This is a genomic window from Allostigmatella hybrida (genome assembly GCF_020103775.1).
In the GTDB taxonomy this organism is placed as follows: domain Bacteria; phylum Myxococcota; class Myxococcia; order Myxococcales; family Myxococcaceae; genus Hyalangium; species Hyalangium aurantiaca.
In genome coordinates, this window is sequence record NZ_JAHXBH010000001.1 from 1,218,153 (window position 1) to 1,243,337 (window position 25,185).

Annotated in this window: 23 protein-coding genes; 13 read left to right on the forward strand and 10 right to left on the reverse strand. The window is 70.4% G+C overall.

What is annotated here, in order from left to right; translation table 11 throughout:
- Positions 1-23: 23 nt before the first annotated feature.
- Complete coding sequence (locus KY661_RS04910) at positions 24-431, reverse strand: outer membrane protein assembly factor BamD (RefSeq protein WP_225409074.1); 408 nt, start codon at positions 429-431, stop codon at positions 24-26.
- A 98-nt stretch (positions 432-529) separates the two neighbouring features.
- The gene (locus KY661_RS04915; RefSeq protein ID WP_225409075.1) at positions 530-1,108 is read right to left on the reverse strand and encodes a hypothetical protein; all 579 of its coding nucleotides are present in this window, start codon (positions 1,106-1,108) and stop codon (positions 530-532) included.
- 306 nt (positions 1,109-1,414) lie between these two features.
- Between KY661_RS04915 and KY661_RS04920 the strand changes: the two genes are divergently transcribed.
- Together KY661_RS04920 and KY661_RS37690 are read left to right on the forward strand one after the other, a co-directional pair.
- Positions 1,415-2,656 carry an AAA family ATPase gene (locus KY661_RS04920; protein WP_225409076.1) on the forward strand — a complete coding sequence of 414 codons (1,242 nt, stop codon included), beginning with the start codon at positions 1,415-1,417 and terminating at the stop codon, positions 2,654-2,656.
- The gene (locus KY661_RS37690; protein WP_225409077.1) at positions 2,653-3,252 is read left to right on the forward strand and encodes a DUF4276 family protein; all 600 of its coding nucleotides are present in this window, start codon (positions 2,653-2,655) and stop codon (positions 3,250-3,252) included. The genes KY661_RS04920 and KY661_RS37690 overlap by 4 nt, the downstream gene beginning before the upstream one ends.
- 676 nt (positions 3,253-3,928) lie before the next feature.
- Here KY661_RS37690 and KY661_RS04930 read toward each other — a convergent pair.
- Positions 3,929-4,468 carry a TetR/AcrR family transcriptional regulator gene (locus KY661_RS04930; protein ID WP_225409078.1) on the reverse strand — a complete coding sequence of 180 codons (540 nt, stop codon included), beginning with the start codon at positions 4,466-4,468 and terminating at the stop codon, positions 3,929-3,931.
- 85 nt (positions 4,469-4,553) lie between these two features.
- On the opposite strand from KY661_RS04930, the gene KY661_RS04935 reads away from it, so the two are divergent.
- Both KY661_RS04935 and KY661_RS04940 read left to right on the forward strand, forming a co-directional pair.
- The gene (locus tag KY661_RS04935) at positions 4,554-5,717 is read left to right on the forward strand and encodes an MBL fold metallo-hydrolase (RefSeq protein WP_225409079.1); all 1,164 of its coding nucleotides are present in this window, start codon (positions 4,554-4,556) and stop codon (positions 5,715-5,717) included.
- A gap of 63 nt (positions 5,718-5,780) precedes the next feature.
- The gene (locus KY661_RS04940; protein ID WP_225409080.1) at positions 5,781-7,028 is read left to right on the forward strand and encodes a DUF418 domain-containing protein; all 1,248 of its coding nucleotides are present in this window, start codon (positions 5,781-5,783) and stop codon (positions 7,026-7,028) included.
- A 7-nt stretch (positions 7,029-7,035) separates the two neighbouring features.
- On the opposite strand, the gene KY661_RS04945 is transcribed toward KY661_RS04940, so the two are convergent.
- Both KY661_RS04945 and KY661_RS04950 read right to left on the reverse strand, forming a co-directional pair.
- Positions 7,036-9,072: a S9 family peptidase gene (locus KY661_RS04945; protein WP_225409081.1), complete on the reverse strand. Its 2,037-nt coding sequence runs from the start codon at positions 9,070-9,072 to the stop codon at positions 7,036-7,038.
- 136 nt (positions 9,073-9,208) lie between these two features.
- Positions 9,209-9,859, reverse strand: a complete 651-nt coding sequence (locus KY661_RS04950) for an SCO family protein (protein ID WP_225409082.1) — start codon at positions 9,857-9,859, stop codon at positions 9,209-9,211.
- Between the two features lie 155 nt (positions 9,860-10,014).
- Between KY661_RS04950 and KY661_RS04955 the strand changes: the two genes are divergently transcribed.
- The 5 genes from KY661_RS04955 (at position 10,015) to KY661_RS37520 (ending at position 14,390) form a co-directional block, all read left to right on the forward strand.
- A complete protein-coding gene (locus KY661_RS04955; RefSeq protein ID WP_225409083.1) occupies positions 10,015-10,266 on the forward strand; it encodes a hypothetical protein in 252 nt (83 codons plus the stop codon).
- A complete protein-coding gene (locus tag KY661_RS37185; RefSeq protein WP_317987210.1) occupies positions 10,263-11,027 on the forward strand; it encodes a cytochrome c oxidase subunit II in 765 nt (254 codons plus the stop codon). The genes KY661_RS04955 and KY661_RS37185 overlap by 4 nt, the downstream gene beginning before the upstream one ends.
- Positions 11,024-12,709, forward strand: a complete 1,686-nt coding sequence (locus tag KY661_RS04965; protein ID WP_225409084.1) for a cytochrome c oxidase subunit I — start codon at positions 11,024-11,026, stop codon at positions 12,707-12,709. The genes KY661_RS37185 and KY661_RS04965 overlap by 4 nt, the downstream gene beginning before the upstream one ends.
- 188 nt (positions 12,710-12,897) lie before the next feature.
- On the forward strand, positions 12,898-13,692 hold the full coding sequence (locus tag KY661_RS04970; RefSeq protein WP_225409085.1) for a transglycosylase SLT domain-containing protein: 795 nt from the start codon (positions 12,898-12,900) through the stop codon (positions 13,690-13,692).
- A 485-nt stretch (positions 13,693-14,177) separates the two neighbouring features.
- A complete protein-coding gene (locus tag KY661_RS37520; RefSeq protein ID WP_225409086.1) occupies positions 14,178-14,390 on the forward strand; it encodes a type II toxin-antitoxin system HicA family toxin in 213 nt (70 codons plus the stop codon).
- Between the two features lie 541 nt (positions 14,391-14,931).
- Here the strand turns inward: KY661_RS37520 and KY661_RS04980 are convergent.
- The 3 genes from KY661_RS04980 to KY661_RS04990 form a co-directional block, all read right to left on the reverse strand.
- The gene (locus KY661_RS04980) at positions 14,932-15,288 is read right to left on the reverse strand and encodes an ArsR/SmtB family transcription factor (protein ID WP_225409087.1); all 357 of its coding nucleotides are present in this window, start codon (positions 15,286-15,288) and stop codon (positions 14,932-14,934) included.
- Positions 15,269-15,730 (reverse strand): SRPBCC family protein, encoded by a 462-nt coding sequence (locus KY661_RS04985; protein WP_225409088.1) that lies wholly within the window; start codon positions 15,728-15,730, stop codon positions 15,269-15,271. Before KY661_RS04985 ends, KY661_RS04980 begins: the two co-directional genes overlap by 20 nt.
- Before the next feature lie 74 nt (positions 15,731-15,804).
- Complete coding sequence (locus KY661_RS04990; RefSeq protein ID WP_225409089.1) at positions 15,805-16,212, reverse strand: MAPEG family protein; 408 nt, start codon at positions 16,210-16,212, stop codon at positions 15,805-15,807.
- Positions 16,213-16,385: 173 nt separating this feature from the next.
- Between KY661_RS04990 and KY661_RS04995 the strand changes: the two genes are divergently transcribed.
- The gene (locus KY661_RS04995; RefSeq protein ID WP_225409090.1) at positions 16,386-19,385 is read left to right on the forward strand and encodes an ATP-binding protein; all 3,000 of its coding nucleotides are present in this window, start codon (positions 16,386-16,388) and stop codon (positions 19,383-19,385) included.
- A 12-nt stretch (positions 19,386-19,397) separates the two neighbouring features.
- Here KY661_RS04995 and KY661_RS05000 read toward each other — a convergent pair whose 3' ends face one another.
- Positions 19,398-20,051 (reverse strand): HAD family hydrolase, encoded by a 654-nt coding sequence (locus KY661_RS05000; RefSeq protein ID WP_225409091.1) that lies wholly within the window; start codon positions 20,049-20,051, stop codon positions 19,398-19,400.
- A gap of 168 nt (positions 20,052-20,219) precedes the next feature.
- Here KY661_RS05000 and KY661_RS05005 point away from each other — a divergent pair, with 168 nt between their 5' ends.
- Complete coding sequence (locus KY661_RS05005) at positions 20,220-21,353, forward strand: RCC1 domain-containing protein (protein ID WP_225409092.1); 1,134 nt, start codon at positions 20,220-20,222, stop codon at positions 21,351-21,353.
- A gap of 32 nt (positions 21,354-21,385) precedes the next feature.
- On the opposite strand, the gene KY661_RS05010 is transcribed toward KY661_RS05005, so the two are convergent.
- Positions 21,386-23,284: a Hint domain-containing protein gene (locus KY661_RS05010; RefSeq protein ID WP_225409093.1), complete on the reverse strand. Its 1,899-nt coding sequence runs from the start codon at positions 23,282-23,284 to the stop codon at positions 21,386-21,388.
- Positions 23,285-23,493: 209 nt separating this feature from the next.
- On the opposite strand from KY661_RS05010, the gene KY661_RS05015 reads away from it, so the two are divergent.
- Complete coding sequence (locus KY661_RS05015) at positions 23,494-24,030, forward strand: cytochrome C oxidase subunit III (protein WP_225409094.1); 537 nt, start codon at positions 23,494-23,496, stop codon at positions 24,028-24,030.
- Positions 24,027-25,001 (forward strand): c-type cytochrome, encoded by a 975-nt coding sequence (locus tag KY661_RS05020; protein ID WP_225409095.1) that lies wholly within the window; start codon positions 24,027-24,029, stop codon positions 24,999-25,001. The genes KY661_RS05015 and KY661_RS05020 overlap by 4 nt, the downstream gene beginning before the upstream one ends.
- The last annotated feature ends 184 nt before the right edge of the window (positions 25,002-25,185 follow it).

Consider the following 25,185-nt stretch of genomic DNA (forward strand, 5'->3'; position numbering starts at 1 on the left):
TCAGACCGCAGGTGCGGAGGGGCTTAGCGGGTGCGGCTGAGGCGGTAGGCCTCGCGCACGCTCTCGTCGCCAATGGACACGCCGCAATTCTCGCTGACACCGGACAGGTGGGTGAGGAAGCAGCCGAGGAGGGAGGAGGAGAACGACTCCGCGGTGGCGGGGGTGCAGGCCGGCAGGTCCGAGAGGCAGTCGCCGAAGTCCCTGATCTTGTCCTTCTCGCTGTCCGAACAGGACTTGACGGCCTCCTCGCACTGCTCACGATCGGCGTCCGTGGGCTCCTCGTAGGGCTCGCCGTCGGAGCAGGCCTTGCTCTTCTCGTAGAGATCCTTGCCGCTGTCGCTCAGGTCGTCGCACAGATCTTCATTGTCATTGCCGCCACAACCCGCCAACACCAGGCACGCCACCGCGAACATCGAAGCCAACTTCTTCATGTCGAAGACTCCAGGAAAAAAAGGTGCAGCGCGCCCATGCTAGCGCGCGCCGGGCGTCTGGCGAGAAATGGACACATGGGCCCTCGTGGCAGGCGCGCTTACGGGGGGAGGATGTGGATGTTGAACCGGGAGGAGCGCCCATCCTGCCGCGACAGGTCCACGCCGTTCTTGTTGTACTCGTGGGAGGTGACGTTGAAGCCGCCCGCCTTGCGGCCAAAGCTCTGGTTGGTCACGTAGTAGCGCTCGTTGGGGTAACCCGGCACGGGCTTGCCGTGGTAGCGCTCGCGCAGGTCGGCGTGAATCCGGGCCAGGTCGTTCTTCGGGACCGTCACGGTGCCGTACATGTCCCCCTTGCCCCCGGCGGCCGAGGACAGCTTGTTGTCGATCTGCGTGAGGTTCTGGTTGAACCGGCGGTCCGGATCAAAGGTCTTGGGGCCCGTGGGCTTCTTCGGGCCGACGGTCTCCCACCCATCGTTGTCCGCGGGCTGAGGGCGGGTGCGCGGCTGCGGGGTGCTGGGGCCCGGCGAGCGGGTGTCGAAGGTGTCCCGCCCCGGGCTCGGGCTGCGAGGGGTGGACGGCGCGGGGCTCTGGGGGACCCGGGGCTGAACCTGGGGGTTCGTCCGGGGGAGAGAGAAGGAAGGGGTCAGGTTCTTGGGGGAGAAGTTCAGGCGGGGCATGGGGGGCCTCGAAGTCAGCAGCAGTCCGTGCAGGAGGCCTATTGCGCCTTCCGTGCCATGCGGCACACCCGGCAGCGGTCCCTCGAAACGCCGTGAAAACACGCTCTTGCGTGAGGGGCAGCCGTCCCACGCGCTCTGGGACTTCCCGTGCCCCTGGTGACAGGCGTCTTCTGTGATGACGGGCGTCACCAGATGGCACTTTCCGGCGCCAACGCGTGCCTGCCGTGAGCTTGCGGCATCCGGCTGTTCGTCTACGCTGCCTCAGCGCAGGGGTGACAGGCAGCGGAGTCACCTCCGAGACCACCGATGCCATCGTCTGAGCCCGCCAAGCAGCATCCCCTCCCGCTTCGCGGCCAGCAGCGGGTGACCTTTTTGACCCGGGTACGCCTTCGCAATTACCGCAGCATCGCTGCGTGCGACGTGCGGCTGGGGCCACTCAACTTCCTCGTCGGACCCAATGGCTCGGGCAAGAGCAATTTCCTGGATGCCCTGAGGCTCATCACAGACTCCCTGCGGACCTCGCTCGATCACGCGCTGCGGGATAGGGGAGGCGTGCAGCAGGTGCGAAGACGGTCGAGCGGTCATCCCACCCACTTTGGAATCCGCCTGGACCTACAACTTCCTGACGGGATGCCGGGGCATTTCTCCTTTGAAGTGGGGGCGCTCACGCACGGTGATTACGCCGTGCAGAGAGAAGAGTGCGCCGTGGGGCCCGTGTCGTACCTCGTCAAGGAAGGAGAGGTGGTCAAGGCGGTTGGCATCGCGGTGGCCCCTCCTGCGGCCAAGGACCGTCTGTACCTCGTCAACGCGGCGGGTTTGCCGGAGTTCCGGCCGATGTTCGATGCCCTCTCGAACATGGGATTCTACAACCTGAATCCCGACAAAATCCGGGCCCTTCAATCTCCGGACAAGGGAGAGCTCCTCGCGCGTGACGGCTCCAATGTGTCGAGTGTCCTGGAGCGTCTTGAAAAACTGCAGGATGGAAGTACCCACAAGCGGATCACGGAATACCTCGGCCGCATCGTGCCAGGCGTGGAAGGGGTCGAGCCGAAGCAGGTCGGGCACATGGAGACCTTGGATTTTCTTCAGCACGTGGAAGGGGCCAAGGTTCCCTTGCGGTTCCCGGCGATCAATATGTCCGATGGGACGCTCCGGGCGCTGGGCGTTCTGGTTGCGCTGCTTCAAGCTCGCGTTGGGGAGCGTGTTCACCTGGTCGGCATCGAGGAGCCCGAAGTGGCGCTGCACCCCGCCGCCGCGGGCATTCTGCGCGATGCGCTCCGCGAGGGGTCACGGCATGCCCAGGTGCTGGTGACCAGCCACAGTCCAGAACTCCTCGATGCTCCGGAAATCTCCAACGCGGAGATCATTCCTGTCATGGCCGAGCAGGGAAAGACCAGCATCGGGTCTCTGGACGAAGCCACACGCGAAACGCTCCGGGACCGGCTCTACACTGCGGGCGAGCTGTTGAAGGCGAACCAGCTGACGCCGGATCTCGACGCGATCCCCGAGCCCAAGCAGCTCCGGCTTTTTGGCGAAGAGTCCGCATGAAGCTGGGGCTCATTGTCGAAGGTCATGGAGAGGTGCAGGCCGCCCCTTTGCTCGTACGCAGGGTGTTGAACGAGCTGGCGCCTGAACTGCATCCAGCCTTTCTTCGTCCCCACCGGGTTGCCAGAGGTCAGCTGGTCAAGGAAGCAGAGCTCCAACGGGCCATTGAGTTCATGGCGCGCAAGGTTGGCGAAGGAGGGCGGATTCTCGTCCTGCTGGACGCGGATGATGACCTTCCCTGTGAAATGGGGCCCCGGCTCTTGGACTGGGCGCGAAAGCGACGGTCAGACCGTGCCATCTCGGTGGTCGTCGCGACGCGAGAGTATGAAGCCTGGTTTCTGGCTGCCGCGGAGTCCCTTCGAGGATACCGAGGGCTTCCGGCGGACCTCGTCGCGCCGCCTGCCCCCGAGACCGTCCGTGACGCCAAGGGGTGGTTGGACAAGAAGATGCCGGACGGCTACCAAGAGACGATCGACCAGCCTGCCTTCACGAGCCGATTCGACCTGGTGGCCGCCAGGCGCATGGACTCCTTCGATAAGCTCGTCCGCGAAGTCGGATACCTGTTCGGTGTTCCTGTGCCGCCCCGTCCACCCGCTTGAACGCGCGAGGTGGTCAGGTGGCGCGGCTCAGAGCCGCTGGAGGAAGGACCGGGGGCAGGTTCATCGTAGAAGCGGAAGCGGTAGCGCGGCAGCGCGACGGAGGCGTTGTACGTGGGGAACAGGCCGAGCTGTTCCATGTACGAGAAGAAGCTGAACCCCACGGGCAGGAACCCGTCATTGGGATGAGGCACTTGCACCCGGACGGGCCCCTGGCCGGGGACCGGGGTGTAGCGGACGTTGCCATCGGGCTGGAGCGACGAGAAGAAGGCGTGAACCTCCGGGCGGGTGATGCGCGTGGTGGTGGCGCTCCCGTGGCAGGCGCTGCACGCCACCGCATACACGTCCCGGCCGCGCTGCTCCTGTGGGGTGAGCGCCATGAAGTCCTCGGGAACGGGAATCTGGGCCAGGGGAACGCCCTGCCCGGCCAGCGCCGCCACGAACCGCGCGCGCCCGGACGTGAACACGCCGCGCTCGAAGAGATGTTTGCCGCTGACGGCCTGCGCCTGTGACGTGAGCTCCGGCTCGGGCTGCCCGGAGGAAGTGCAACCGGCGAGTTCACCCCATGCGAAGGCACTGAGCAGACCCACCAGGGAACGAGAGCGCTTCATGCGAATGCCTCCAGGTGTCTCTTGCGGATGGGCAGGAAACACCGGGGCCCTGCGGGCGTGTCACCGGCTCACGGCAGGAAGCGCTCGGCGAGCAGTTGGATCCGCCGGCGCAAGGTGCGCACTGGGGGCAAATCAGTGAGGAGCCCCTCGACGGCGAGCCTGAACAGCTCGGCGATCTCCTTGGACTCCAGGAGTGCCTGGGTGTACTTGAGCTGCAGCCGCTCGTGCTTCGAGGTCACCTCGGGAAGCAGCTGGGAGCACGCCTCGTAGAACTCGGCCACCAGGGGGGCGCCGGCCAGCTCGCCCCAGGGCTCCACGGTGAGCAGCTCGTAGACCTGGATCAGCTTGTCGCGCTTGCTCCCGGGCCCAGCCAGCACCTGCTCGGCCTTCGGGTAGCGCTCCTCGACCATGGATTCCAGGAGCGCCGAGAAGATGTCGTCCTTGTTCTTGAACTTCCGGTAGATGAGCGTGCGCGAGATGTTCGCCCGCTGGGCGATGTCGTCGAGCGACGTCTTCGCGTAGCCGAACTGGAGAAAGCAGCCCCGGGCGGCCTCCAGGATGGCCTTCCGGCGCAGCGCGTCCCGGGCTTCACCGCTCGATTCCGCCATCCGAACAAGTTGACAAAAAATGCCCTGAACGTCAACTTTGGCACCACGGCGCCCGGAAGTCCTGATCAGCGCGCGGAGATGAACCATGACGTGGCGCAGAGGCGTGCGGAGGGCCCTCCTGGGGTTGAGCGTGGTGGGGGCCGCCGGGCTCGCGGGCATCGCCGCCAGTGCGTGGGAGCCCATGGGCCAGGCGGCGAGCGGCGAGCGGCGGGCGCGGATGGAGCGCTCCCCGCAGTGGAAGGATGGCCACTTCGTGAACCCGCAGCCCATCCGGAGTGATATCTGGGGCTCGGTGAAGGGCATGTTCCGCGCCAGCGCCGAGGTGAGCCCCTCGCGGCCCCTGGAGCCGCTGGTGGTGCCGGGCCGGGAGCGCTTCGAGACGCCGCCCGCCTCGGGCCTGCGCGTCACGTGGCTCGGCCACTCCTCGGTGCTGGTGGAGGTGGATGGCCACCGGGTGCTCACGGATCCGGTGTGGAGCGAGCGCGTCTCGCCGCTGACGTGGGTGGGGCCCCGGCGCTGGTATTCGCCGCCCGTGGCGCTGGAGGACCTGCCGGCCATCGACGCCGTGGTCATCTCCCACGACCATTATGACCACCTGGACTACGGCACGCTCCGGGCGATGAAGGACTGGGACACCCGCTTCATCGTGCCGCTGGGCGTCGGGGCGCACCTCGTCTACTGGGGCGTGCCGCCGGAGCGCATCACCGAGCTGGACTGGTGGGAGCAGACGCGGGTGGGCGCGCTCGACGTGGTCTGCACCCCCGCGCGCCACGCCTCGGGGCGGACGGGAATCGACAAGGACGCGACGCTGTGGGCGGGCTATGCGCTCCTGGGGCCGAAGCACCGGGTGTTCTTCTCGGGGGACACGGGGCTGTTCCCGGCGATGAAGGACATCGGCGAGCGGCTGGGGCCCTTCGATTTGACGATGATCGAAGTGGGCCAGTACCACTACGCGTGGCCCGACTGGCACATCGGGCCCGAGCAGGCGGTGCTCGCCCACCGGATGCTCCGGGGGCGCGCGCTGCTGCCGGTACACTGGGGGCTGTTCACCCTGGCGCTGCATGGCTGGACCGAGCCCATCGAGCGCGTGCTCTCGGCGGCCCGCACCGCCCAGGACACGGTGGTGCTCGTGCCCCGGCCCGGCCAGAGCCTCGAGCCGGAGGCGCCGCCCGCGCTGGAGCGCTGGTGGCCCGAGCTGCCCTGGGTGTCCGGGGCGGAGGACCCCATCGTCTCCTCTCAGATGAACTGACCCAACCTGCTCGCGGATCCGCCCGGCACTGACATCCGGGACGGCTGGGGTACCCTCGGGGGCATGACGGAGTCCCCGGAGGTGGTTTCCAGCCCGGCCGCGCCGCCCAGCGAGCGCTACCCGCTGATCGACGCGCTGCGCGGCTTCGCGCTGGCGGGCGTGCTGCTGGTCAACCTGGGGCCCCTCACGCTGTACGAGTTCCTGGACGCGCAGGCCCGCGCCGCGCTGCCCACCGCGGGCTTCGACCGTGCCGCGCTCCAGGGGATGGAGGCGCTGGTCAACATCAAGGCGGCCACCCTCTTCTCGCTGCTCTTCGGGCTGGGCTTCGCCCTCCAGCTGGACCGGGCCCGCGCGAGGGGCCGCGGAGGGGTGGGGCGCTTCGTCTGGAGGCTCCTCATCCTCGCGGCCCTGGGGCTCGCGCACGGCTACCTGCTGTGGTGGGGCGACATCCTGCTCCTCTACGCGCTGGTGGGGCTGCTGCTGGTGCTGTTCCGCCGGGCCCCGGACCGCGTGCTGCTGTCCGCGGGGCTGTTCATCGCCCTGGCCGTTCCGCCGCTGCTGTCGCCGTGGGTGCGCGAGCTGCTGGCGGGGCTGCCCAAGCGGGGCGCCTTCTACGCCCGCACCCTGGAGGCCTTCTCGTCCCCGTCCTGGGCCGAGGCGCTGCGCCACAACGTGGCGGTGATGAACTGGTCGAGCCTGCTGAACTGGGCGCTGGTGTGCTTCGTGCTGGGGCGCTTCCTGCTGGGCTACTGGGCGGGGCGCCGGCAGCTCTTCCAGCGGCCGGACCTCCACCGGGACACGCTCCGGCGCCTCTTTCTCGGCACGCTGGGGGTGGGCGTGGCCATGACGGCGCTCGCGTTCGTGCAGGAGCCGTTGATGGAGAGGTTCCCGCTCTGGAAGGAGGGGGTGGGCCGCTTCGGGCTGCGCGTCGCCTGGCGCACGGGGCCGCTGGCGCTGGGGGTGGCCTACGCCTGCGGCTTCGCGCTGCTCTTCCTGCGGCCGGCGTGGCGGCGCCGCCTGGAGTGGCTCGTCCCGGCGGGCCGGATGGCGCTGACCCACTACCTGACCCAGAGCGTCCTGGGCGTGGGGCTGTTCTACGGCGCGGGGCTGGGCCTGGGCCCCCGCTGGGGCGTGGCCGGGTGGCTGCTCGCGTGGGGGCTGATCTTCTCCGCGCAGGTGGCGGCCAGCCACTGGTGGCTGGCGCGCTTCCGCTTCGGGCCCCTGGAGTGGCTGTGGCGCTCGTTGACGTACGGCACCCCGCAGCCGATGCGGCGGGAGCCCCCCCTGTCCGTGGGGAGGCCCCTGCCGTAGCGCGGGCCTACGGCTTGGCGGCCCCGGGCTTCGTCCAGTGGTCCATCCAGCCGAGCACCGTGTCGTGCCACAGCACGCTGTTGCCGGGCTTCACCACCCAGTGGTTCTCGTCCGGGAAGTAGAGGAACCGGGACGGGATGCCCTTGCGCTGGAGCGCGGTGAAGGTGCCGATGGCCTGCGTCTCCACCACCCGGAAGTCCAGGCCGCCCTGGATGACGAGCATGGGCGTCTTCCACTGGGCCACGTGCTCGATGGGGTTGTGCTTGGCGAAGGCCTTGGGGTTCTCCCACGGCGTCTTGCCGTGCTCCCACTCGGGGAACCACAGCTCCTCCGTGTCGAAGTACCCCATGCGCGTGTCCAGGATGCCGTCGTGGTTGACCAGGCACTGGAAGGCGTCCTGCCAGTTGCCGGCGATCCAGTTGATCATGTACCCGCCGTAGCTGGCCCCCAGCGCGCACACCCGCCCGGCGTGCAGGAAGGGGTACTTGGCCAGCGCCGCGGCCAGGCCCTTCTTCAGGTCCTCCAGCGGTTTGCCGCCCCAGTCATCCCGGATGGAGTCCGTGAAGGCCTGCCCGTAGCCCACCGAGCCGTGGAAGTCGACGCTCACCACCGCGTAGCCGTGGCCGGCGTACGTCTGCGGGTTCCACCGGTAATGGAAGTGGTTGCTGTAGCTGCCCTGGGGCCCGCCGTGGATGAGGAAGGCCACCGGGTACTTCTTCTTCGGATCGAAATCGACGGGCTTCGTCAGGTAGCCGTACACCTGCTCCCCGTTCCAGCCGGCGAAGGTGAAGGGCTCGGACTCGCCGAAGCGGATGGCGGCCAGGGCCTCCTGGTTGGCGCGGGTGAGCGGGCGCGGATCCGCGCCGTCCAGCGCCGCCGAGTACAGGTCCGCGGGGGCCTGCAGCGTGTCGAACGTATAGAGGATGCGGCCCCCGGCGAGCGGCTGGACGTCCGCGGCGTGGCCCTGGGCCACGAGCGTGCGCACCTGGCCGCTGGCCACGTCGATGGCGAAGGCGGGGTGCTGGCCCTGGCTGTAGGCGGAGGTGAAGAGCGTCTTGCCGTCCGCGCTCCAGGCGAGCCCCTCGGCGGATCGGTCCCACTTCTCCGTCAGCACGCGCTCGGGGCCCGAGGGCCAGGCGCGGAGGATGACGCGCAGGCGGTCCGCCTCGTAGCCGGGGCGCGCCATGGCCAGGTAGGCCAGCGTCTTGCCGTCCGGGCTGAACGAGGGCTGGGTGTCCGTGGCGCGGTTGGTGGTGGTGAGCTTGCGCGGCGGCGCCTTGCCGTCCACGGGCGCCAGGAACAGGTCCAGGTCGGTGCTCCACGCCTCCTGCTTGCCCGCATCCCTCGCGGTGAAGACGAGCCCCTGGCCGTCTGGGGTGAAGGTGAACTCCTCCGGGCCGCCGAAGGGCTTGGAGGGGCTGTCGGCGTCCATGCCCTTCATCACGTCCACGGGCGTGCCGCCGCCCACGGGCAGGGTGAACAGGTGCGAGCGGCGCCCGTCCTTCCACGTGTCCCAGTGGCGGATGAAGAGCGAGTCGTAGACGCGGCCGCTCGCCTTGCTCTTCTCCTGGGCCTCCAGGCGCTGGGGCGTGCACTCCAGCGTGTCGCAGCTGGGGAACACGTTCAGGGCCACGGCCAGGTGGGTGCCGTCCGGCGACAGGGCGAAGGCGCCCACGTCCAGCGGCAGCTTCGTCACCTGGGCGGGCTCGCCGCCATCCAGGGGCAGCCGCCACACCTGGGAGGAGCCGCCGCGCGTGGACAGGAAGAAGAGGCTCTTGCCGTCCGGGGCCCACACGGGCTGGTTGTCCCCGTCCGGGTGGGAGGTGAGCTGGCGGGGGCTCGTGCCGTCCGCGTGGGCGAGCCACAGGTCCGTGCGGCCGCGGTTGGCCTCCAGGTCCGTGGTGCGCAGGACATAGGCGATGCGCTGGCCATCCGGGGAGACGCGCGGGCCACTGACCCGGCGCAGCGTCACCTGGTCCTGCACGGTGTAGGGGTGGGAAGGAGCGGCGCTGAGGGCGAGGGCCGCCAGGAGCGACAGGGACACGGAATCCTCCAGGTCGAGGGAAACGTCCGTGCCAGGACGCACGCGGCACGGGCCCGGCACCGTGCCCGCTTCGCCGGAGGCTGTCCACCCTCGGGTGGCGGCCTTCTTCGGCTCGCGGGAGGGGGCCCTGGCCTGCTCAGGGGGCCGCGAGGCGGTCCAGGTCCTTGAGCATCCGGGCGAAGGCCTCGTCGTCGCTGCTGTCGTAGTAGCCGCGGATCTCTCCGGCGGCATCCACGAGGACGAAGTGGTTGCCGTGGAAGATGCCCATCACGTCGGCCTCGTCCATGTTCTCGCGGCCCATGGAAATCTTGAAGCCCTGGACGACGGTGTCCTTCAGCTTGGCGTAGTCGCCGGTGAGGAAGCTCCAGCGGGCGGGGTCGGCGCCATGCTTCTGGGCGTACTCGGCCAGGCGCTCGGGGGTGTCATAGGTGGGGTCCACCGAGAAGGAGACGAGCTGGAGCGCGGGCCCGGCCGCCTCGGTCTGCTTCTGCACGTGCGCCATGCGGCGGGTGAAGGCGGGGCAGATGGTGGGGCAGCGGGTGAAGATGAAGTTGGCGACGAAGGGGCGGCCACGCAGCTGCGTGAGGCCCCACGGGGTGCCATTCTCGCGCGTGAAGGTGAAGTCCGGCAGCGCGCCCAGCTTGGGCAGGGGCTCGGAGGCGGGGCTCATCAGCCCCACGGCCAGCACGGCCAGGCCCGCCACCAGCACGGAGAGGGCGGCCCAGAAGGCAGGGTGGCGGGAGAGGCGCGGCGGGGAGGAGGCGAGGGCGGAGGGCTGGGCGGACATGGAGGGCGGCGGGCAGAGGACGGGGAGGACAGCTAACGGATGTCTCCCCGGGGCACAAGGCGGTGAGATGCCGCAGGGGGCCTGAAAAGCGTCCAGGCGGGGGAGCCTCCCCTGGCTTGAGGCAGCGAAGGCGGGCGTGTTAACGCAGGCGCCGCGTGCCCATTCCCCCTGGCCAGCTCCGCCGCGCCCCGCGTGCCCCCGTGCTGGGCGCCGCCCTGGGGCTGGGGGCCGGGTGGGTGCCGGCGGAGGTGTGGGCGTGCCCCTCGTGCGTGGTGCGGGCCCCCGGGAACTCCGGGACTTCCGCGCTCCTGCTGGGGGCCATGCTGCTGACGCCGTTCCTGCTGGTGGCGGTGGGGGCGTGGGTGGCCTGGCGGACGGCGCGAGGTGACGCGGCGAGGAAGCCGTGACGCCCGGGGCGCAGGCGCGCACGCTGGCGTTGCCCGAGAACGCGAGCGCCCACGGCCACCGCATCGATGCGCTGATGGCCTCCGGCCACCTCCTGGAGGCGGTGCTGGCGGCGGTGATGCTGGGGTGGTTGGTGCTGGCGGTGGGGCGCTTCCGCCAAGCGCCGCCCACGGCGGTGGACGGGGGCACGCGGCGCAGCCGGCTCTGGGTGATGGTGGTGGCGGTGGTGGCGGTGGGCGTGGTGGACGGCACCCTGTTCGTGCGCTCGCTGGGCTACCTGGACGAGGTGCTGTGGAACTTCAGCACGCCTGTGAACCACCCGGACACGGTGCGGCTGGAGCTGAACGCGCACCAGTGGGCCTGGGAGGCGCGGTACGCGGGCGAGGACGGCCGCTTCGGCACGGCGGATGACGTGGTGACGTGGAACGACGTGCGGGTGCCGGTGGGCGTGCCGGTCTGGGTGCAGCTCGTCTCGACGGACGTGGTGCACGGCTTCGCGCTGCCGAACTTCCGGGTGAAGCTGGACGCGGTGCCGGGGCGGGTGAACCAGACGTGGTTCCAGGCGGCGCGCGAGGGGGTGTGGGAGGTGGCGTGCTACCAGCACTGCGGCACGAGCCACTACAAGATGCGCGGCGAGCTGACGGTGCTCTCCCCCCACGATTATGCGGCCTGGCTGCGAGAGGCGAGCCGTCAGGCGGCCCAGGCGTACGACGCGGCGGACACGGCGGCGCACTGGGGCTGGGCGTGGAGGGACGCGCCGTGACGTGGCTGCCGAGGGACCACAAGGTGGTGGCCCGGTGGTTTCTCTGGGCGGCCCTGGGCTTCCTGGCGGCGGGAGGGCTCTTGGCCATGCTCATCCGCTGGCAGTGGGCCTTTCCGGGCAGGCCCGTGCCCGGGCTGGGCTGGGCGCTGCCCGAGTCGGGCGGGGCGCTCACGCCGCCCCTGTACACCCGCCTCTTCACGATGCACGGGCTGATGATGGTGTTCTTCGCCATCACCCCGCTGCTCATCGGCGCGCTGGGCACCTTCGTGGTGCCGCTGGCGGTGGGCGCGCGGCGCATGGCCTTCCCCCGGCTGTCGGCGGTGGGCTTCTGGGTGTTCGCTGGGAGCGGGGCGCTGGTGCTGGCCTCGTTCGGGGTGCGGCTGGGGACGGCGGAGGCCGGGTGGACGTCCTATCCGCCGCTGTCCACGGCGGCCTTCACCCCGGGCGTGGGGCAGACGCTGGTGATGGTGGGGGTGCTGGGCGCGGCGGTGTCCTCGTTCCTGGGCGCGCTGAACCTGCTGGTGACGGTGGTGCGGTGCCGGGCGCCGGGGATGACGTGGGGGCGGCTGCCGCTCACGGTGTGGGGGCTGTTCTACACCTCGGTGCTGAACCTGCTGTTCCTGCCGGTGCTGGCGGCGGCGACGGGGATGCTGCTCCTGGACCGGCTGGCGGACACGCGCTTCTTCCAGGTGGGGCCGGCTGGAGGAGGAGATCCGCTGCTGTACCAGCACCTGTTCTGGATGTTCGGCCACCCGGAGGTCTACATCCTCATCCTGCCGGGCTGGGGGCTCATCGGGGACCTGGTGTCCTTCTTCAGCCGCAAGCCGGCGCACGGCTACCGGGGCACGGTGGTGGCGATGGGCGCGGTGACGGCGCTGTCCGGGACGGTGTACGCGCACCACCTCTTCACCAGCGGCCTGTCGCCGCTGCTGGGCCGGGCCTTCATGGCGCTGACGCTGGCCATCTCGCTGCCCTCGTCGGTGATGTTCCTCAACTGGCTGATGACGCTGTGGCGGGGCAGCGTGCGGCTGACGGCGCCGATGCTGGCGGGGCTCGGGGCCATGGCGGTGTTCGGGCTGGGCGGCATCTCCGGGCTGACACTGGGCGCGGTGGCCACGGACATTCCGCTGCACGCGACGCTCTGGGTGGTGGGGCACTTCCACCTGACCATGGGGGCGGCGAGCTTCCTGGCGGCGTTCGCGGGGCTGTACTTCTGGTTTCCGAAGATGTTCGGGCGGATGTGCCACGAGGGGCTGGCGAAGGCCCACGGGGTGGCGAGCACGGTGCTGTTCCTCTGCGTGTTCGGCGGCCAGCTCGCGGCGGGGTACGCGGGGCAGCTGCGGCGGCTGTATGACCCCTACCAGTACACCTTCCTGAAGCCGCTCCTGGGCTTGAACCAGTGGACGAGCGGGGCGGCGTTCGCGCTGGGACTCGTGCAGGGGCTCTTCGTGGTGAACCTGGTGTGGAGCCTGCGCCGGGGGCGTGCCGCGGCCCAGAACCCGTGGAACGTGGGGACGCTGGAGTGGACGTGCGCGCCGAGCCCGCCGCCCGAGGACAACTATCCCCAGGTGCCGGTGGTGCTCCGAGGGCCGCACGAGCTGTCCCAGCCCGGCCAGGGGCCAAGGGACTGGGTGGGACAGGCGGAGAGTGCCACCCTTCCTGGTGACTCCAGTCACCACTGATGACGGGAGTCATCAGCCGGGAGTCCCAGGGGGGGCCCTCGGAGCCCCGGGAGTCCGCTCAGGGCCACCATCACTTTGAGAGAAATCAAGTATTTGGCAGGCGCACAGGGTGGTGCGAGGTCTTGGCACGTCGCATGCTGTAGGTCCAATCGTTACCGCACCTCACTTCACCCCCAGGAGCACTCACTGTGGCCATCTCCCCCCTGTCCAGCCCCTCCCAGTCCTTCCGCTCCCTCCAGAACGACACGGCGTTGGCCCCGGCGGCGGTGTCCGCGCCCTCCATCCAGAGCGGCGGGTGCACGGCGAAGCAGGGTGCGAACCCCATGGGGGAGCTGCTGAAGGACAGCTTCGGCGGGAAGGGCCCCGCGATCGACCAGCTCATGGAGGGCATGAAGGAGCTGCTGTCGGCGGTGCAGCAGCTGACCGAACTGCTCCAGTCGCCGGAGATCGGCGGCGGTGATTCGCTGGGCGGCGGACTCGATGCGGCGGCGGGCGCCCCGGGTGTGGCGGGCGGCGGCTGCGGCGGCGGTAGCGCGGGCGGCGCGGGCGGCGGCGTGGGTGGCCCGGCCGGCGCGGGCGGCGCGCAGGCGGCCGGTGGCTCGGCGCCGGTAGGCGAGGCGCCCCAGGGCCAGGTGGGCGAATGGATCGCCGAGGCGCAGAAGGCGCTGTCCGCGGCCGGTATTCCTGCCGACAAGATGAACGCGCAGGACATCGCGACCATCATCCAGCGCGAGTCCAGCGGCAACCCGAACGCCATCAACGAGTGGGACGACAACGCCAAGAACGGCACGCCGTCCATCGGCTTGATGCAGACCATTCAGCCGACGTTCGACGCGCACAAGCTGCCGGGCCATGACGACATCCGCAACCCGGTGGACAACATCATCGCGGCGGTGCGCTACGCGGTGGACCGCTACGGCTCGGTGTCCAACGTGCCGGGCGTGCAGGCGCTCAACAACGGCGGCAGCTACGTCGGTTACTGAGAGCACCCCTCCTCCACTCAGGATGGACCCGGCCCCGGGCACCCACAGGTGCGCCGGGGCTTTCCATTCTCGGGGGGACTTCAACGGCGCGTGGCTGTCGTAGGAGCGACATCACGGCAACACGAAGGGGAAGACGCTGGGGACCTTGGTCGCTCTTCGGGAGAGTCTCCCTTGGAGCGTAACCACGGAGCCCGAAAGAAGTGCCTGGGCTTGTTCCCGCAGAACAGGAACAGGCCCAGGCAGGGGGGCCCACGCGTTCGCCATGCCCTGATCAGCAAGGGGACGATAGGGGGTTGTAGGGTAGTGGGCTAAGAATTCGCGGACTACAAGAGTCGTCGTTTCGTCGTCGCTGGACGAAGCCCGCGCCAGAAAGTGGACGCGTCCTGGTTCAAGGCATACTGAACAAGCTTGAGGGTTCTTATGAACGAACTTCAAGCTGTCATGGGCCTACAGACGATCGGTCTGGCTACTCCAGGAAGGCACTCATGAGCACCTGGCCATCAGTCAAGGCCCAGCGGCTGCTCAGTGCACTTCTCCGAATCGGGTGGGAAGAGAAGCGCCGAGGCGGTTCTCATAGGACACTCAGCCGAGCAGGCTGGCAAGATTATGTCTTCGCTTTCCACGATAAGGACGAGATAGGACCCGTCATGCTTGCCAAGGTGGCTAAGCGGACCGGCCTGACACCCGAGGATCTGTAGGAGCCTCTCCAAGTACGGAGAACTCCAGAGAATCGGGTACGGCTTCTCCATGCTCCATCCGGTCCGCAATGACCCGGAGCGCTAGGATCTTGGCCTGGAGGATGGCCTCTTCTTGGGTGTCCCCGTAAACGAGCACTCCCGGAAGATCCAGAACCTCGGCAATCCACCGTCCGCCCTCCCGGTCCAGCTCGATTTTCAGGGGGGTAGGCATGATTGCGTGTCCTAGAGAATCTGGAAGCAGTTCGACAGAGGCCAAGCGCGGAACTCATTCTACATAATGCATGCGTTACAGCCATAAAAGGGCCGAAAGAAACTCCTTTAACATCAAGGGGTTACAGGTTGAGCTGAACCTGTTGCAGCTCGGTTGGAGGGGAGGCTTCCATCCGGAATGTCCGGCTGAATGCACGAGGCCTGCCTCGCTCGCCAACTGCTCTATGGAGGTTCAAGCCCGCGAAGTACTGTGAGAGTCCCCAAAGCTCAGAGGCGCTAAGGCAGGGAGTTCCGGGAATGTCTGCGCCTCCACCAAGCCCTGGTGAGGATCTCAGTCCGCTTCCACGAGCTGCTTCAGCCGTCCGAGCGACTCGTCCCACTGCTGGGAGATGCGCGCCAGGCAGCGGCGCGCCTCGTCGAGCTGGCCTGGCTCGAACTCCCACAGGCTCTCGCGGCCCTGGCGGAGGCTGCGCACCATGCCCGCCTCGGAGAGCACGTGCAGGTGCTTGGTGATGGCCTGACGGGTGACGCCCGCCCCGTCGGTGAGGCGCGCGATGGACAGGGGCCCCTCGGTGCTCAACCGCGCCACCATCCACAGCCGCGTCTCGTCCCCGAGCGCGGCGAACAGGGGCGCGGCGTGCTTCAGCCCGCCCGCCAGGGCTCCTGCGCTAGGCCTCCTGGGTGACATGCCGCTCGATGTTCCCCAGCTGAATCGTCCAGCCCTCCTCATTGCCCCGGTAGAGCTCCGCCCGGCGCGCGAGCGGAATCCCATCGAAGCCGGACTCCACCACCGTGAGCAGCGTGCCGCCCGGCGCGTCCTCGAGCGTGAACACCACCTGCGTCTTGGGCACCTCGGGGGAGGACATGCCCTGCTCCTCGGGGTGAGGGGGGGCGCGCCAGGACAGCAGCCGCTCGGGCTCCACGCGGTCGATGAGGATCTCGAACGGCAGGTGCGCGTAGTCCGGGTGCAGGATCTTGCCCTTGATGTGCGCCCCGGGCGCGAACGTGCCCTCCAGCTTCAGCCCGAACCAGGTGCCAAACTCCCCCGCATCCGAGATCGCCCGCCAGACGCGGGCGCGCGGTGCACGCAGCAGGAGCTTCTTCTCGATGCGATCGGTACTCGTGGACATGTGCAACCTCCCGGTTGCACATTAAGAAGGAACGGCGAGAAGTGCAACCTTCCGGTTGCCATTCGTGAGGGCCGTCAGAGGACTCCCGCCAGGCGCCCCATCATCCAGACGAGGAGCAGCAACTGGGGCAGGAAGAAGGAGAAGCGCAGGAAGACGAGCCAATGGGAGGTGCCCACCAGGTGCACGACGCTCTGGCCGATGCGCAGCGCCAGGTAGGGGCCCGCCAGAGGGTCAATGAGCGCCAGCTTGCCGGTCAGCCCCGCGGCGAGGACGACGGCGGCCAGCAGGGGCAGGTTCTCCAGGCAGTTCGCGTGGGCGTGCGCCAGGCGCAGCAGGAGGTCCGGATCCTGGAAGGGCAGGTGGCGGCCCCAGGCGTTGGCCCGGCGCTTCCCGCTCAGCACCAGGGCCGAGCGGTACGAGACGACGCCGAGGACCAGCAGCAGGGTCCACGCGGCGAACCCCAGCAGACTCCACAAGGACATGCCCATCGCGCTTCTCCGGGGACGCGCCTGGGGCGCTTTGTGTCCGGACGCTGACACAGTCAGGTGGGGAATGCACCCAGGCCCCTTCGCGTTGGCCCCGAGGCAGGGGACCCTGGGGACACTCTCTTCGTGATGCTCTCCTCGATGCTGCACACTTCCGGATGTCACGGGCCATGAGTCCCCCGGAACCTCCGCCCGGCCCAGGCGGCCCCGGGCTTGAGGCGTTCTTCCCAGGCTCCAGCGAGATGGCCGGGCGCATGCGGGCCCTGGACTGGCCGGCGACGCTGCTGGGCCCGGCCCCGCAGTGGCCTCAGTCGCTGCGCACGGCGGTGAGCGTGATGCTCGCCTCGCCCGAGCCGGCGCTCATCTACTGGGGCCGTGAGCTGGTGGTGCTCTACAACGACAGCGCGCGGTTCATGCTGGGCCACAAGCACCCGGATGGGCTCGGGGTGAGCTTCAAGATCGTGTTCCAGGAGAGCTGGCCGATCCTGGGCCCGATGCTGGAGCGGGTGCTCGACACCGGCGAGACCGTCCACAACGAGAACCTCCTCGTCCCGCTGGTGCGGTTCGGGTTCCTCGAGGACTGTTACTTCACGTTCTCCTACATCCCCACGCGGGAGGAGAGCACCGGCGTGGGCGGCGTCTTCGTCATCGTGACCGACACGACGGCGCAGGTGCTCGGCACGCGGCGGCTGGCGCTCCTGCGAGAGCTGTCCCTGCGCGCGGCGCTCTGCGAGACGGTGGAGGCCGTCCTCCGCGCGTCGGAGGCGGTGCTGGCCCAGTCCTCGGCGGACCTTCCCTTCAGCCTCCTGTACGTGCTGCGGGGCGAGCGCGCCCAGCTCCTCTTCCGCACGGGGCTCGCGCAGGCGCCCACCGGAGACGGCCTGGAGGCGGGCGGTGCGTGGCCGCTCGTGGAGGTGGCGCGCTCCCGGCAGGAGCAGCTCGTGGAGCACCTGCCGGAGCGCTTCGCGGCCCTGCCGGGCGGGTCCTCCCGCGAGGCCCCGGCCCGGGCGCTGGTGCTGCCGCTCTCCAGCGCGGCCGAGGACGAGGCCCCCCTGGTGCTCATCGTCGGGCTCAACCCCCGCATCGCGCTGAACGCCGACACCCGGAGCTTCCTGCAACTGCTCGCCCGGCAGCTCGCCACGAGCATCGAGAGCACCCGCTCGCTGGAGGAGAAGACCCAGCGCGCCGCGCAGCTCGCCGAGCTCGACCGGCAGAAGACGCAATTCTTCTCCAACGTGAGCCACGAGCTGCGCACGCCGCTGACGTTGATGCTGGGGCCGCTGGAGGATGCCCTCTCGGACACGCGCGAGCCGCTGCCCGGCTCCCAGCACCCGCGGGTGTCGCTCGTGCAGCGGGGCGCCGTCCGGCTGCTGAAGCTCGTCAACCAACTGCTCGAGTTCACCCGGTTCGAGGCGGGCCGCGCGCAGGTCCGCTTCCACGCGGTGGACCTCTCGCGGCTCACGCTGGAGCTGGCGGGGCACTTCGAGTCGGCCGCGCGCCGGGCGGGCCTCACGCTGTCCCTGGACTGCCCGCCCCTGGGCGAGCCGGTCTGGGTGGACCGCGAGGCGTGGGAGCGCATCGTCTTCAACCTGCTGTCCAACGCCTTCAAGTTCACCTTCGAGGGCGGGCTCACGGTGAGCCTGCGGCGGGAGGGCGAGGCGGTCGTCTTGCGCGTCCGGGACACCGGCACGGGCATGCCCGCGGAGGCGCTGCCCCGCCTGTTCCAGCGCTTCTACCGGGTGGAGGGCGCGCAGGGCCGCAGCTTCGAGGGCAGCGGCATTGGCCTGTCCCTGGTGCAGGAGCTGGTGAAGCTGCACGGCGGCGAGGTGGGCGTGTGGAGCCGCCCTGGCGAGGGCAGCGAGTTCACGGTGCGCCTGCCGCGAGGCCACGGCCACCTGCCCGCGGATCGGCTCTCGCACGAAGCCACCCCGGGGGCGGGCAATGCCTTCCTGCGCGACAGCTCCGTGCAGGAGGTGGAGAGCTGGATTCCTCACGCGCCCGAGGCGGCCTCGCCGTCCCTGCCCGAGGCGGCCCCACCGGTGCCCCGGGCGGGGGGCGTGGGGGCGCCCGGGGGCCGGGTCCTCATCGTGGACGACAACGCGGACCTGCGCGCGTACCTCACCAGCGTGCTGTCGCCCCACTTCGAGGTGGAGACGGCGGGGGACGGGCAGGGGGCGCTGGAGGCCATGCGCCGGCGCGCGCCGGACGTGGTGGTGAGCGATGTGATGATGCCGAGGCTGGGCGGCTTCGGGCTCCTGCGGGCCGTCCGGGAGGATCCGGGGCTGCGCGCCACGCCGCTCATCCTGCTGTCGGCGCGGGCGGGAGAGGAGGCCAGCGTGGAGGGGCTGGAGGCGGGCGCGGATGACTACCTCGTCAAGCCCTTCAGCGGCCGGGAGCTGCTGGCGCGGGTGCAGACCCAGCTCACCATGTCCCGGATGCGCGCCGAGGCCGCGCTCCAGTGGGGCCGCGAGCTGGCGCTGAAGGAAGCGGTGCAGGCCCGGGACGACTTCCTCTCCGTGGCGAGCCACGAGCTGAAGACGCCGCTCACGGGGCTGAAGCTGCACCTGGAGATGCTGGAGCGGATGCTGCCGGGGGCCCTGCGCGCGAAGGCCGCGGAGCGGCTCGCGAGCGCCCGCAGGCAGGCCCAGCGCATGGGCGCGCTGGTGGAATCGCTGCTGGATGTGTCCCAGGTGGCGTCCGGACGGCTCCAGCTCCACCGCGAGCGCACGGATGTGATGGCGCTGGTGGCGGACTGCCTCGCGCAGGGCCAGGAGGAGCTGCTGCAGGCGGGCTGCACCGTCACGTTCGAGGCCCGGGCGCCGCTGTTCGCGGAGGTGGATCCGGTGCGCCTGGAGCAACTCGTTCACCACCTCTTGTCCAACGCGGCCAAGTACGGCGCGGGCAAGCCGGTGGAGGTGCAGCTCGGCGAGGGGGGCACGCAGCTGCGGCTCGGGGTGGTGGACCACGGCATGGGCGTGAAGCCGGAGGACCGCGAGCGCATCTTCGGGCGCTTCGAGCGGGCCGTCTCCGTGCGCCGCTTCGGGGGCTTCGGGCTCGGGCTGTGGGTGTCGCGCCAGGTGGTGGAGGCGCACGGGGGCAGCATCGAGGTGACGGACACGCCCGGCGGCGGGGCCACCTTCACGGTCCTGCTGCCCCGCCAGGCGCGGTGAGCGGGCGGGCCGTCAGGCGTGGAGGGCGCGCAGGGCCTCGGCCACGTCCGGCAGGCGGGAGAACACCTGGACGGCGCCCGCCTGCTTCAGGGTCTCGGCATGGCCGGGCCAGGTGTGCCCCCCGCCCGTGAAGCCAATCACCCGCATGCCGGCCGCGACCGCCCCGGACACGCCGTGCGCGGAGTCCTCGACGACGAGGGTCTTCGCGGGGCTGACGCCGAACACCTTCGCCGCGTGCAGGAAGACGTCCGGTGCGGGCTTGGAGCGGCCCACCTCGGGGGCGGAGAAGATGTGCGGGGCGAGGCGCTCCCAGAGCCCGGTGGCCGTCAGGCTGAGCTGGAGCCGCGCGCTGCCCGAGTTCGAGCAGACGCAGCGCGGGCCGGTGAGCTGATCCAGCATGTCCTGGACGCCCGGAATGGGCTTCACGGCCTCCATCCGGCGGTCGAGCTCCGTGAGCGCGCGCTGCCGGTAGTCCTCGGGCAGGGGCCGGCCGAGCTGCTGCGCGACGAGGTGGACGATGTGCTCGTGGGTGAGGCCGGTGAAGCGGGTGATGACCTCCTCCAGGGTGATGGCCATGCCCATCTCCGTCAGCAAGTCGGCATGGACGCCCGCGGCGAGGATCTCCGAGTCGATCAACACGCCGTCACAATCAAAGATGGTGAGCACAGGGCTCCTTTCGCGGGCGGGACTCTAACTGAAGCCGTCAGGCGTCCAATGCCTTACCGGGGCTCTCCCCCTGGGACAGTTCTTCCTCCCGGAAGATGCGGGTAGATGGAACGGGAGGCTCTCCGCGCGTGAGCCAGCCGGTGAACCTGTCCGGCCAGGAGGCGGGGCATGACAAGCCGTGTACGGGGCGGGATGCTGGGCGTCTGTCTGGGCATGGGGGTGGCGGCCAGCTGCGGTCCGTCCTCCGGCCCCCCTCCTGACCCCGAGGCGTGGAGCGCGGCCCAGGGGGCGGTAGGGAGGGAAGCGCCGTCCGTGAACTCAGGGCTCGTGCCCGTGCAGGTGCCCGGGCTGCGCGGCGGGGTGGCCGTGGCCGCGGGCTACACCCACGCGCTGGCGGTGCTGCAGGACACGACGGTGTGGGCCTGGGGCGGCAACGCGGACGGCCAGCTCGGCGATGGCACCCACCGCCCTCACGCCGAGCCCAGGCGGGTGCCGGGGCTGAGCGGGGTGGTGGCGGTGGCGGCCGGCGGGCTGCACTCGCTGGCGGTGCGCACGGACGGCACCGTGTGGGCCTGGGGCAACAACCAGCAGGGACGGCTGGGGGATGGCTCGCTCACCTCTCGCGCCACGCCGGTGCGGGTGCGGGAGCTGGGGGGCGCGGTGGCGGTGGCCGCGGGCTCCGCCCACTCGCTGGCGGTGCGCGCGGACGGCACCGTGTGGGCCTGGGGCTCCAACGCGTTTGGCCAGCTCGGCGATGGCACGCTGAGCCACCGCACCACGCCGGTGCGCGTGCAGGGCCTGCGGGACGTGGTGGCGGTGGCGGCCGGCGGGCTGCACTCGCTGGCGGTGCGCGCGGACGGCACCGTCTGGGTGTGGGGGTACGACGCCTCCCGCCAGGGCCGTCAGGGCGCCACCGGGCAGCCCTCCGTGCCGGAGCGGGTGCCAGGCCTGAGCGAGGCGGTGGCGGTGGACGCGGGGCTGTGGCTGTCCCGGGTGGTGCGCGCGGATGGATCCGTGTGGACGGTGGGCGCGGGCCCCCGGCCGGTGCCCGTGCCCGGGCTGGGCCGGGTGGTGTCCGTGGCCAGCGGCGGGCTCCACGCGCTGGCGGTGCGCGCCAACGGCACCGTCTGGACCTGGGAGGATGGCGGCGAGGAGGCCCGGCACCCGGTGCCGGGCCTGGACCAGGTGGTGACGGTGGCGGAGGGAATCGACCACGCGCTGGCGGTGCGCCGGGACGGCACCATCTGGGCCTGGACGCCGCCCGTCAGTGCGCTCCCGTCCGAGGGCTTGCCCCTTCCCTGAAGCCGGGGATGGCCCCGGCCCCAGGGCGAGGGCTACGGCTCCTTCGCGTTCGCGAAGTCCTCGTGCAGGACCTTGGGCAGCCGGGACATGACGTCGGTGGGCTTCAGGGGCGGCAGCAGCAGCAGCTCCTGCATGGACTTGTCCCCCACGACGAAGCCGCTGGCGAACAGGGTGCGCTCCTGGGCCCCCACCCCGCGCAGCTCGTAGGGGGTTCCCAGGGCGAGGTTGAACACCCGCTTGCCATGGACCGGCACGCGCTTCACGGACTTGAGCATCGCGGCGCCCTTGTCGGTGAGCACCTGGTCACGGACCCTCAGGGCCCGGGCCGCCACCACCCTGCCGTCAGCTTTGAGGATGGGGTGCATCTGCGTCAGGGTGACGGAGTGGCCCGCGGTGTCCTGCAACTGCACGAAGTCCTGGGTCTCGTTGCCGCGAATCACGTCGGTGACGGTGAGAATCAGCCCCATCCGGTTGGCCAGGACCTTGTCGCCGGTTTCGATCTGCTCCACGGGAAGCACCCGGCCATTGGCGAGCTGGATGCGGGTGCCCTCGGCCATGCAGCTGTTCTGGAAGAGGAGCCGCTGGGCGGTGGTGGACCGCGCATCGATGGCCTGCGAGCGGTAGAACGGCTCGAGGGTGTGGGCGCCATCGGGCTGCGTGCACCGGGCCATGCCCGCGAGGGTGAAGGTGAGGTGGACCGGCTGGTGGAGGATGCCGGACGTGGAGCACTCCGGGGCGCGCTGGCCCTGGAGGTTGTAGGAGACATCCGCCAGGTGGTTGAACACGGCGGTGTGCTGGCCCACGGGCAGCAGCCGGGTGAGATCCCCAGCGCTCACGCACGCCTCGCCCGTGGGGGCGTGGAGCCGCACCTGGGCATGGGTGTAGTGGTCCACGGTGCACGGCTGGCCGTTCAGGCTGCCGGCCTGGATCTCCACGCGCAAGGGCACATAGGGCCGGGTGGCGTCGAAGGGGCGGGAGAACTCCCAGAGGTCGCCGGGGTTCAGCTCGCCAGGGGCCTCGGTGCGGGAGGCGGCGACGCCCTGGGGAACGGGCGGGGAGGGCTGGAGGAGGCCCTGGTCGTAGCCGGCCACCGCGTAGTCACAGTCCGAGCCTCCGCGAAGCTGGCACATCCAGATGTCGGCCCGCGTGTTGTTCGGGACAGTCTCTCGGGGGTGGAGGAGGGTGACACCCCCCACCTCCTTCAGGGCGAGGGACGTCTTCTCCACCGTATAGGAGATGAACTCCCGGCCCGTGGCCTCATCCATGGCGAGGGAGAGAGACTCCAGGCGCAGCAGCCGGCCCGGGGCCACGTCCACGGAGGCCACGGTGCCCACGCCGGTGAAGCCGGTGCCGCCGCCGTACTCCTCGCCGGCCTGGGATGCCACCACGCGGCCCTCGGTGTCCTCGCGGTTGATGTCGTGGACGAGCAGATCGGCATAGACGTAGGCGGCGCCGCCCTGGCAGCTCACCCGGACATAGGGCTCATACGTGAGGGAGGCGCCGGTGTTGGACGCGGCCGGGGGCTTCACGACCAGGGAGTGGTCGCACCAGGAGGAGCCGTTCGTGACGGTGACGGCGGGGGTGGCCTGCCGGGCGCGGCGGAGGGCGTGCGCGCGGAACTGGGACAACTTGTGGAAAAGTCCGGGAGCGTTCCGCGCGGTCTTGCCCGCGGCCTGGAGCCGGTCCAGGACGAAGGCGTGCTGCGCATCGTCGGAGAGATCCAGGTCGATGCTGCGCCGGCCGCCGTGCTGGAGGCGTTGCGCGTCATACAGGGCATTCATCCGCCGGGACTGCTCCACCAACTGGGGGTGCGGCACCCGGTCCGAGGGGGGCCGCAGCGGACCGCTCCACCCCGCGGTAAACAAGAGCACCCCCATCATCTGGGACGCCCGGACGAGCGGCTCCCACGGGTTCAACGGACCAATTCTCATGAGCTTCCCCCATCGAGTGGCACCGTGCTCGGCACGATGCCCCGCGCCCTATAGGCCCCTTGCCGGCGGCGGACGATGTACCGGAGGGCAGTGGCGGAAGAGTGAACACGCCCCGCCTGGGGCTGTCTCACGGAGGACAGCCCTGGAGTCCAGGAATGGATGCCGTGGGGCGAGCGGGTCTTCGCGGAAGAGGGGTATGGTCCGGTCCGATGCCCTCCCTTTCCCCAGAGCGCGATCCTGCGGATGCGGCCACCCCCGTGTTCGGGGTGACGGTGGGCCTGCTGGCGTGGGGGATGTTCTTCGCGGCGCTGGTGTTCGCGGTGGGCTTCCTGCGGCTGCGTGAGCCCTGGCCTCCTGCCGGCCTGCCGCCGCTGCCCCGGATCCTTCCCGTGCTGGGCGTGGCGTTGCTGGCGGTGGCGGCGCTCCTGCTCCACCGGGGCGCACACCATGCGCCCGCGCGCGGATACGTGGCCGGAGCCCTGGTGGCCCAGGTGGGGTTCCTCGCGGTGCAGGGCTTCATCCTGATCACCCTGTGGCGCGCGGGGCTGCGGCTGCCGGAAGGCGGCGCGTATGCCTCGGCAGTCCACGGCCTGGGCGCGCTGCACGCGGCCCATGTGCTGCCGGGGGTGGCGGGGCTCGCGCTGGGAGGCTTCCGGCGCGGGGCCTCGCTGAAGCCCTGGGCGCTCTATGGCGATTTCCTGGCGGTGACGGGGGCGATGGTCCTCGGGGCGGTGTACCTGACATGAGCGCGTGGCGTGCCCTGGCCCTCGGCGGCTGGGTGATGGCGATGGGGTGCAAGCCGCAGGCGCCGAAGTTCGAGCCCCTGGCGCTGGGAGACGGGCGCACGGTCAGCGTGGCCTCGCTGGAGCGCGGCTACTCGGTCTACATGCAGTACTGCATGTCCTGCCACGGCGAACGCGGGGATGGGCAGGGGCCCTCGGCCTCGGGCATGCGCCCTCCACCGCGCAACTTCCGGCAGGGGCTGTTCAAGTTCGGAGGCGTGGCGGCGGGCGAGCTGCCCACGGACGCGGCGCTGAAGCGCACGGTGCGGCGCGGGCTGCACGGCACGCCCATGCTGCCGTGGGACGTGCCCGAGGCGGACGTGGAGGCCGTGGTGCAGTACCTGAAGACGTTCAGCCCCCGCTGGCGCCAGGAGGCCCCCGGGCAACCGCTGGCCCTCTCCGAGGACCCCTGGAAGGGGCGCGAGCCGGAGGCGGTGGCGCGGGGCCAGGCGGTGTACCACGTGGCGAGCGCGGGCCACGCGGGGTGCTCGGGCTGCCACATCGCCTACCTGCCGAAGCCCGAGCTGGAGGCACTGACGGAGCGGGTGACGGGCCGCAAGGTGGACCTGAGCCAGGCGGATCCGTACACGGCCCTGGCGCGGGAGTCGGACTACGCGGTGGCGGTGAACGCCCAGGGCGAGCCCACGCAGACGGTGAAGGTGCTGCCGCCGGACTTCCTCGTGCACCGGCTGCGCACGGTGTGGCCGCTGGAAGAAGAGGTGGAGGGCGCGGAGTACACGCCCGCGCGGCAGCGGGAGGATCTCTACCGCGTCATCGCCGCGGGGGTGGGGGGGGCGGCCATGCCGACATGGAAGGGCGCCATCCCGGAAGAGAACCTGTGGGCACTCACGTATTACGTCCAGACGCTGGTGAACCAGCGGGACACGCGCGAGGGACAGGCCCTGAAGGAGCGGCTGCTCGCGCCCCAACGCTGAGCAGCGCGGAGGCCGAACGCTCGCCAGTGAGCGGCTTTCCGGGGGGCGCCGCTGGAAAACGGCCATGCCTCCCGCCTCTTTGGGAGGATTGTCTTCTGGCCGTGAACGGTTGGCAGGGCGCGTACCCGTGCGCACATGGACGAGTCTGGTACATCTTCCCGCAACCGCATGAATTCTCTTGAAT

Coding starts and splice junctions, on each gene's coding strand:
- KY661_RS04985 (WP_225409088.1), bottom strand. CDS start 15,730: ATGTCCACGAGTACCGATCGCATCGAGAAGAAGCTCCTGCTGCGTGCA.
- KY661_RS04990 (WP_225409089.1), bottom strand. CDS start 16,212: ATGTCCTTGTGGAGTCTGCTGGGGTTCGCCGCGTGGACCCTGCTGCTG.
- KY661_RS37690 (WP_225409077.1), top strand. CDS start 2,653: ATGAAGCTGGGGCTCATTGTCGAAGGTCATGGAGAGGTGCAGGCCGCC.
- KY661_RS04980 (WP_225409087.1), bottom strand. CDS start 15,288: ATGTCACCCAGGAGGCCTAGCGCAGGAGCCCTGGCGGGCGGGCTGAAG.
- KY661_RS04930 (WP_225409078.1), bottom strand. CDS start 4,468: ATGGCGGAATCGAGCGGTGAAGCCCGGGACGCGCTGCGCCGGAAGGCC.
- KY661_RS04995 (WP_225409090.1), top strand. CDS start 16,386: ATGAGTCCCCCGGAACCTCCGCCCGGCCCAGGCGGCCCCGGGCTTGAG.
- KY661_RS04940 (WP_225409080.1), top strand. CDS start 5,781: ATGACGGAGTCCCCGGAGGTGGTTTCCAGCCCGGCCGCGCCGCCCAGC.
- KY661_RS05005 (WP_225409092.1), top strand. CDS start 20,220: ATGACAAGCCGTGTACGGGGCGGGATGCTGGGCGTCTGTCTGGGCATG.
- KY661_RS05010 (WP_225409093.1), bottom strand. CDS start 23,284: ATGAGAATTGGTCCGTTGAACCCGTGGGAGCCGCTCGTCCGGGCGTCC.
- KY661_RS37520 (WP_225409086.1), top strand. CDS start 14,178: ATGAGCACCTGGCCATCAGTCAAGGCCCAGCGGCTGCTCAGTGCACTT.
- KY661_RS04950 (WP_225409082.1), bottom strand. CDS start 9,859: ATGTCCGCCCAGCCCTCCGCCCTCGCCTCCTCCCCGCCGCGCCTCTCC.
- KY661_RS04915 (WP_225409075.1), bottom strand. CDS start 1,108: ATGCCCCGCCTGAACTTCTCCCCCAAGAACCTGACCCCTTCCTTCTCT.
- KY661_RS05015 (WP_225409094.1), top strand. CDS start 23,494: ATGCCCTCCCTTTCCCCAGAGCGCGATCCTGCGGATGCGGCCACCCCC.
- KY661_RS04920 (WP_225409076.1), top strand. CDS start 1,415: ATGCCATCGTCTGAGCCCGCCAAGCAGCATCCCCTCCCGCTTCGCGGC.
- KY661_RS05020 (WP_225409095.1), top strand. CDS start 24,027: ATGAGCGCGTGGCGTGCCCTGGCCCTCGGCGGCTGGGTGATGGCGATG.
- KY661_RS04935 (WP_225409079.1), top strand. CDS start 4,554: ATGACGTGGCGCAGAGGCGTGCGGAGGGCCCTCCTGGGGTTGAGCGTG.
- KY661_RS04910 (WP_225409074.1), bottom strand. CDS start 431: ATGAAGAAGTTGGCTTCGATGTTCGCGGTGGCGTGCCTGGTGTTGGCG.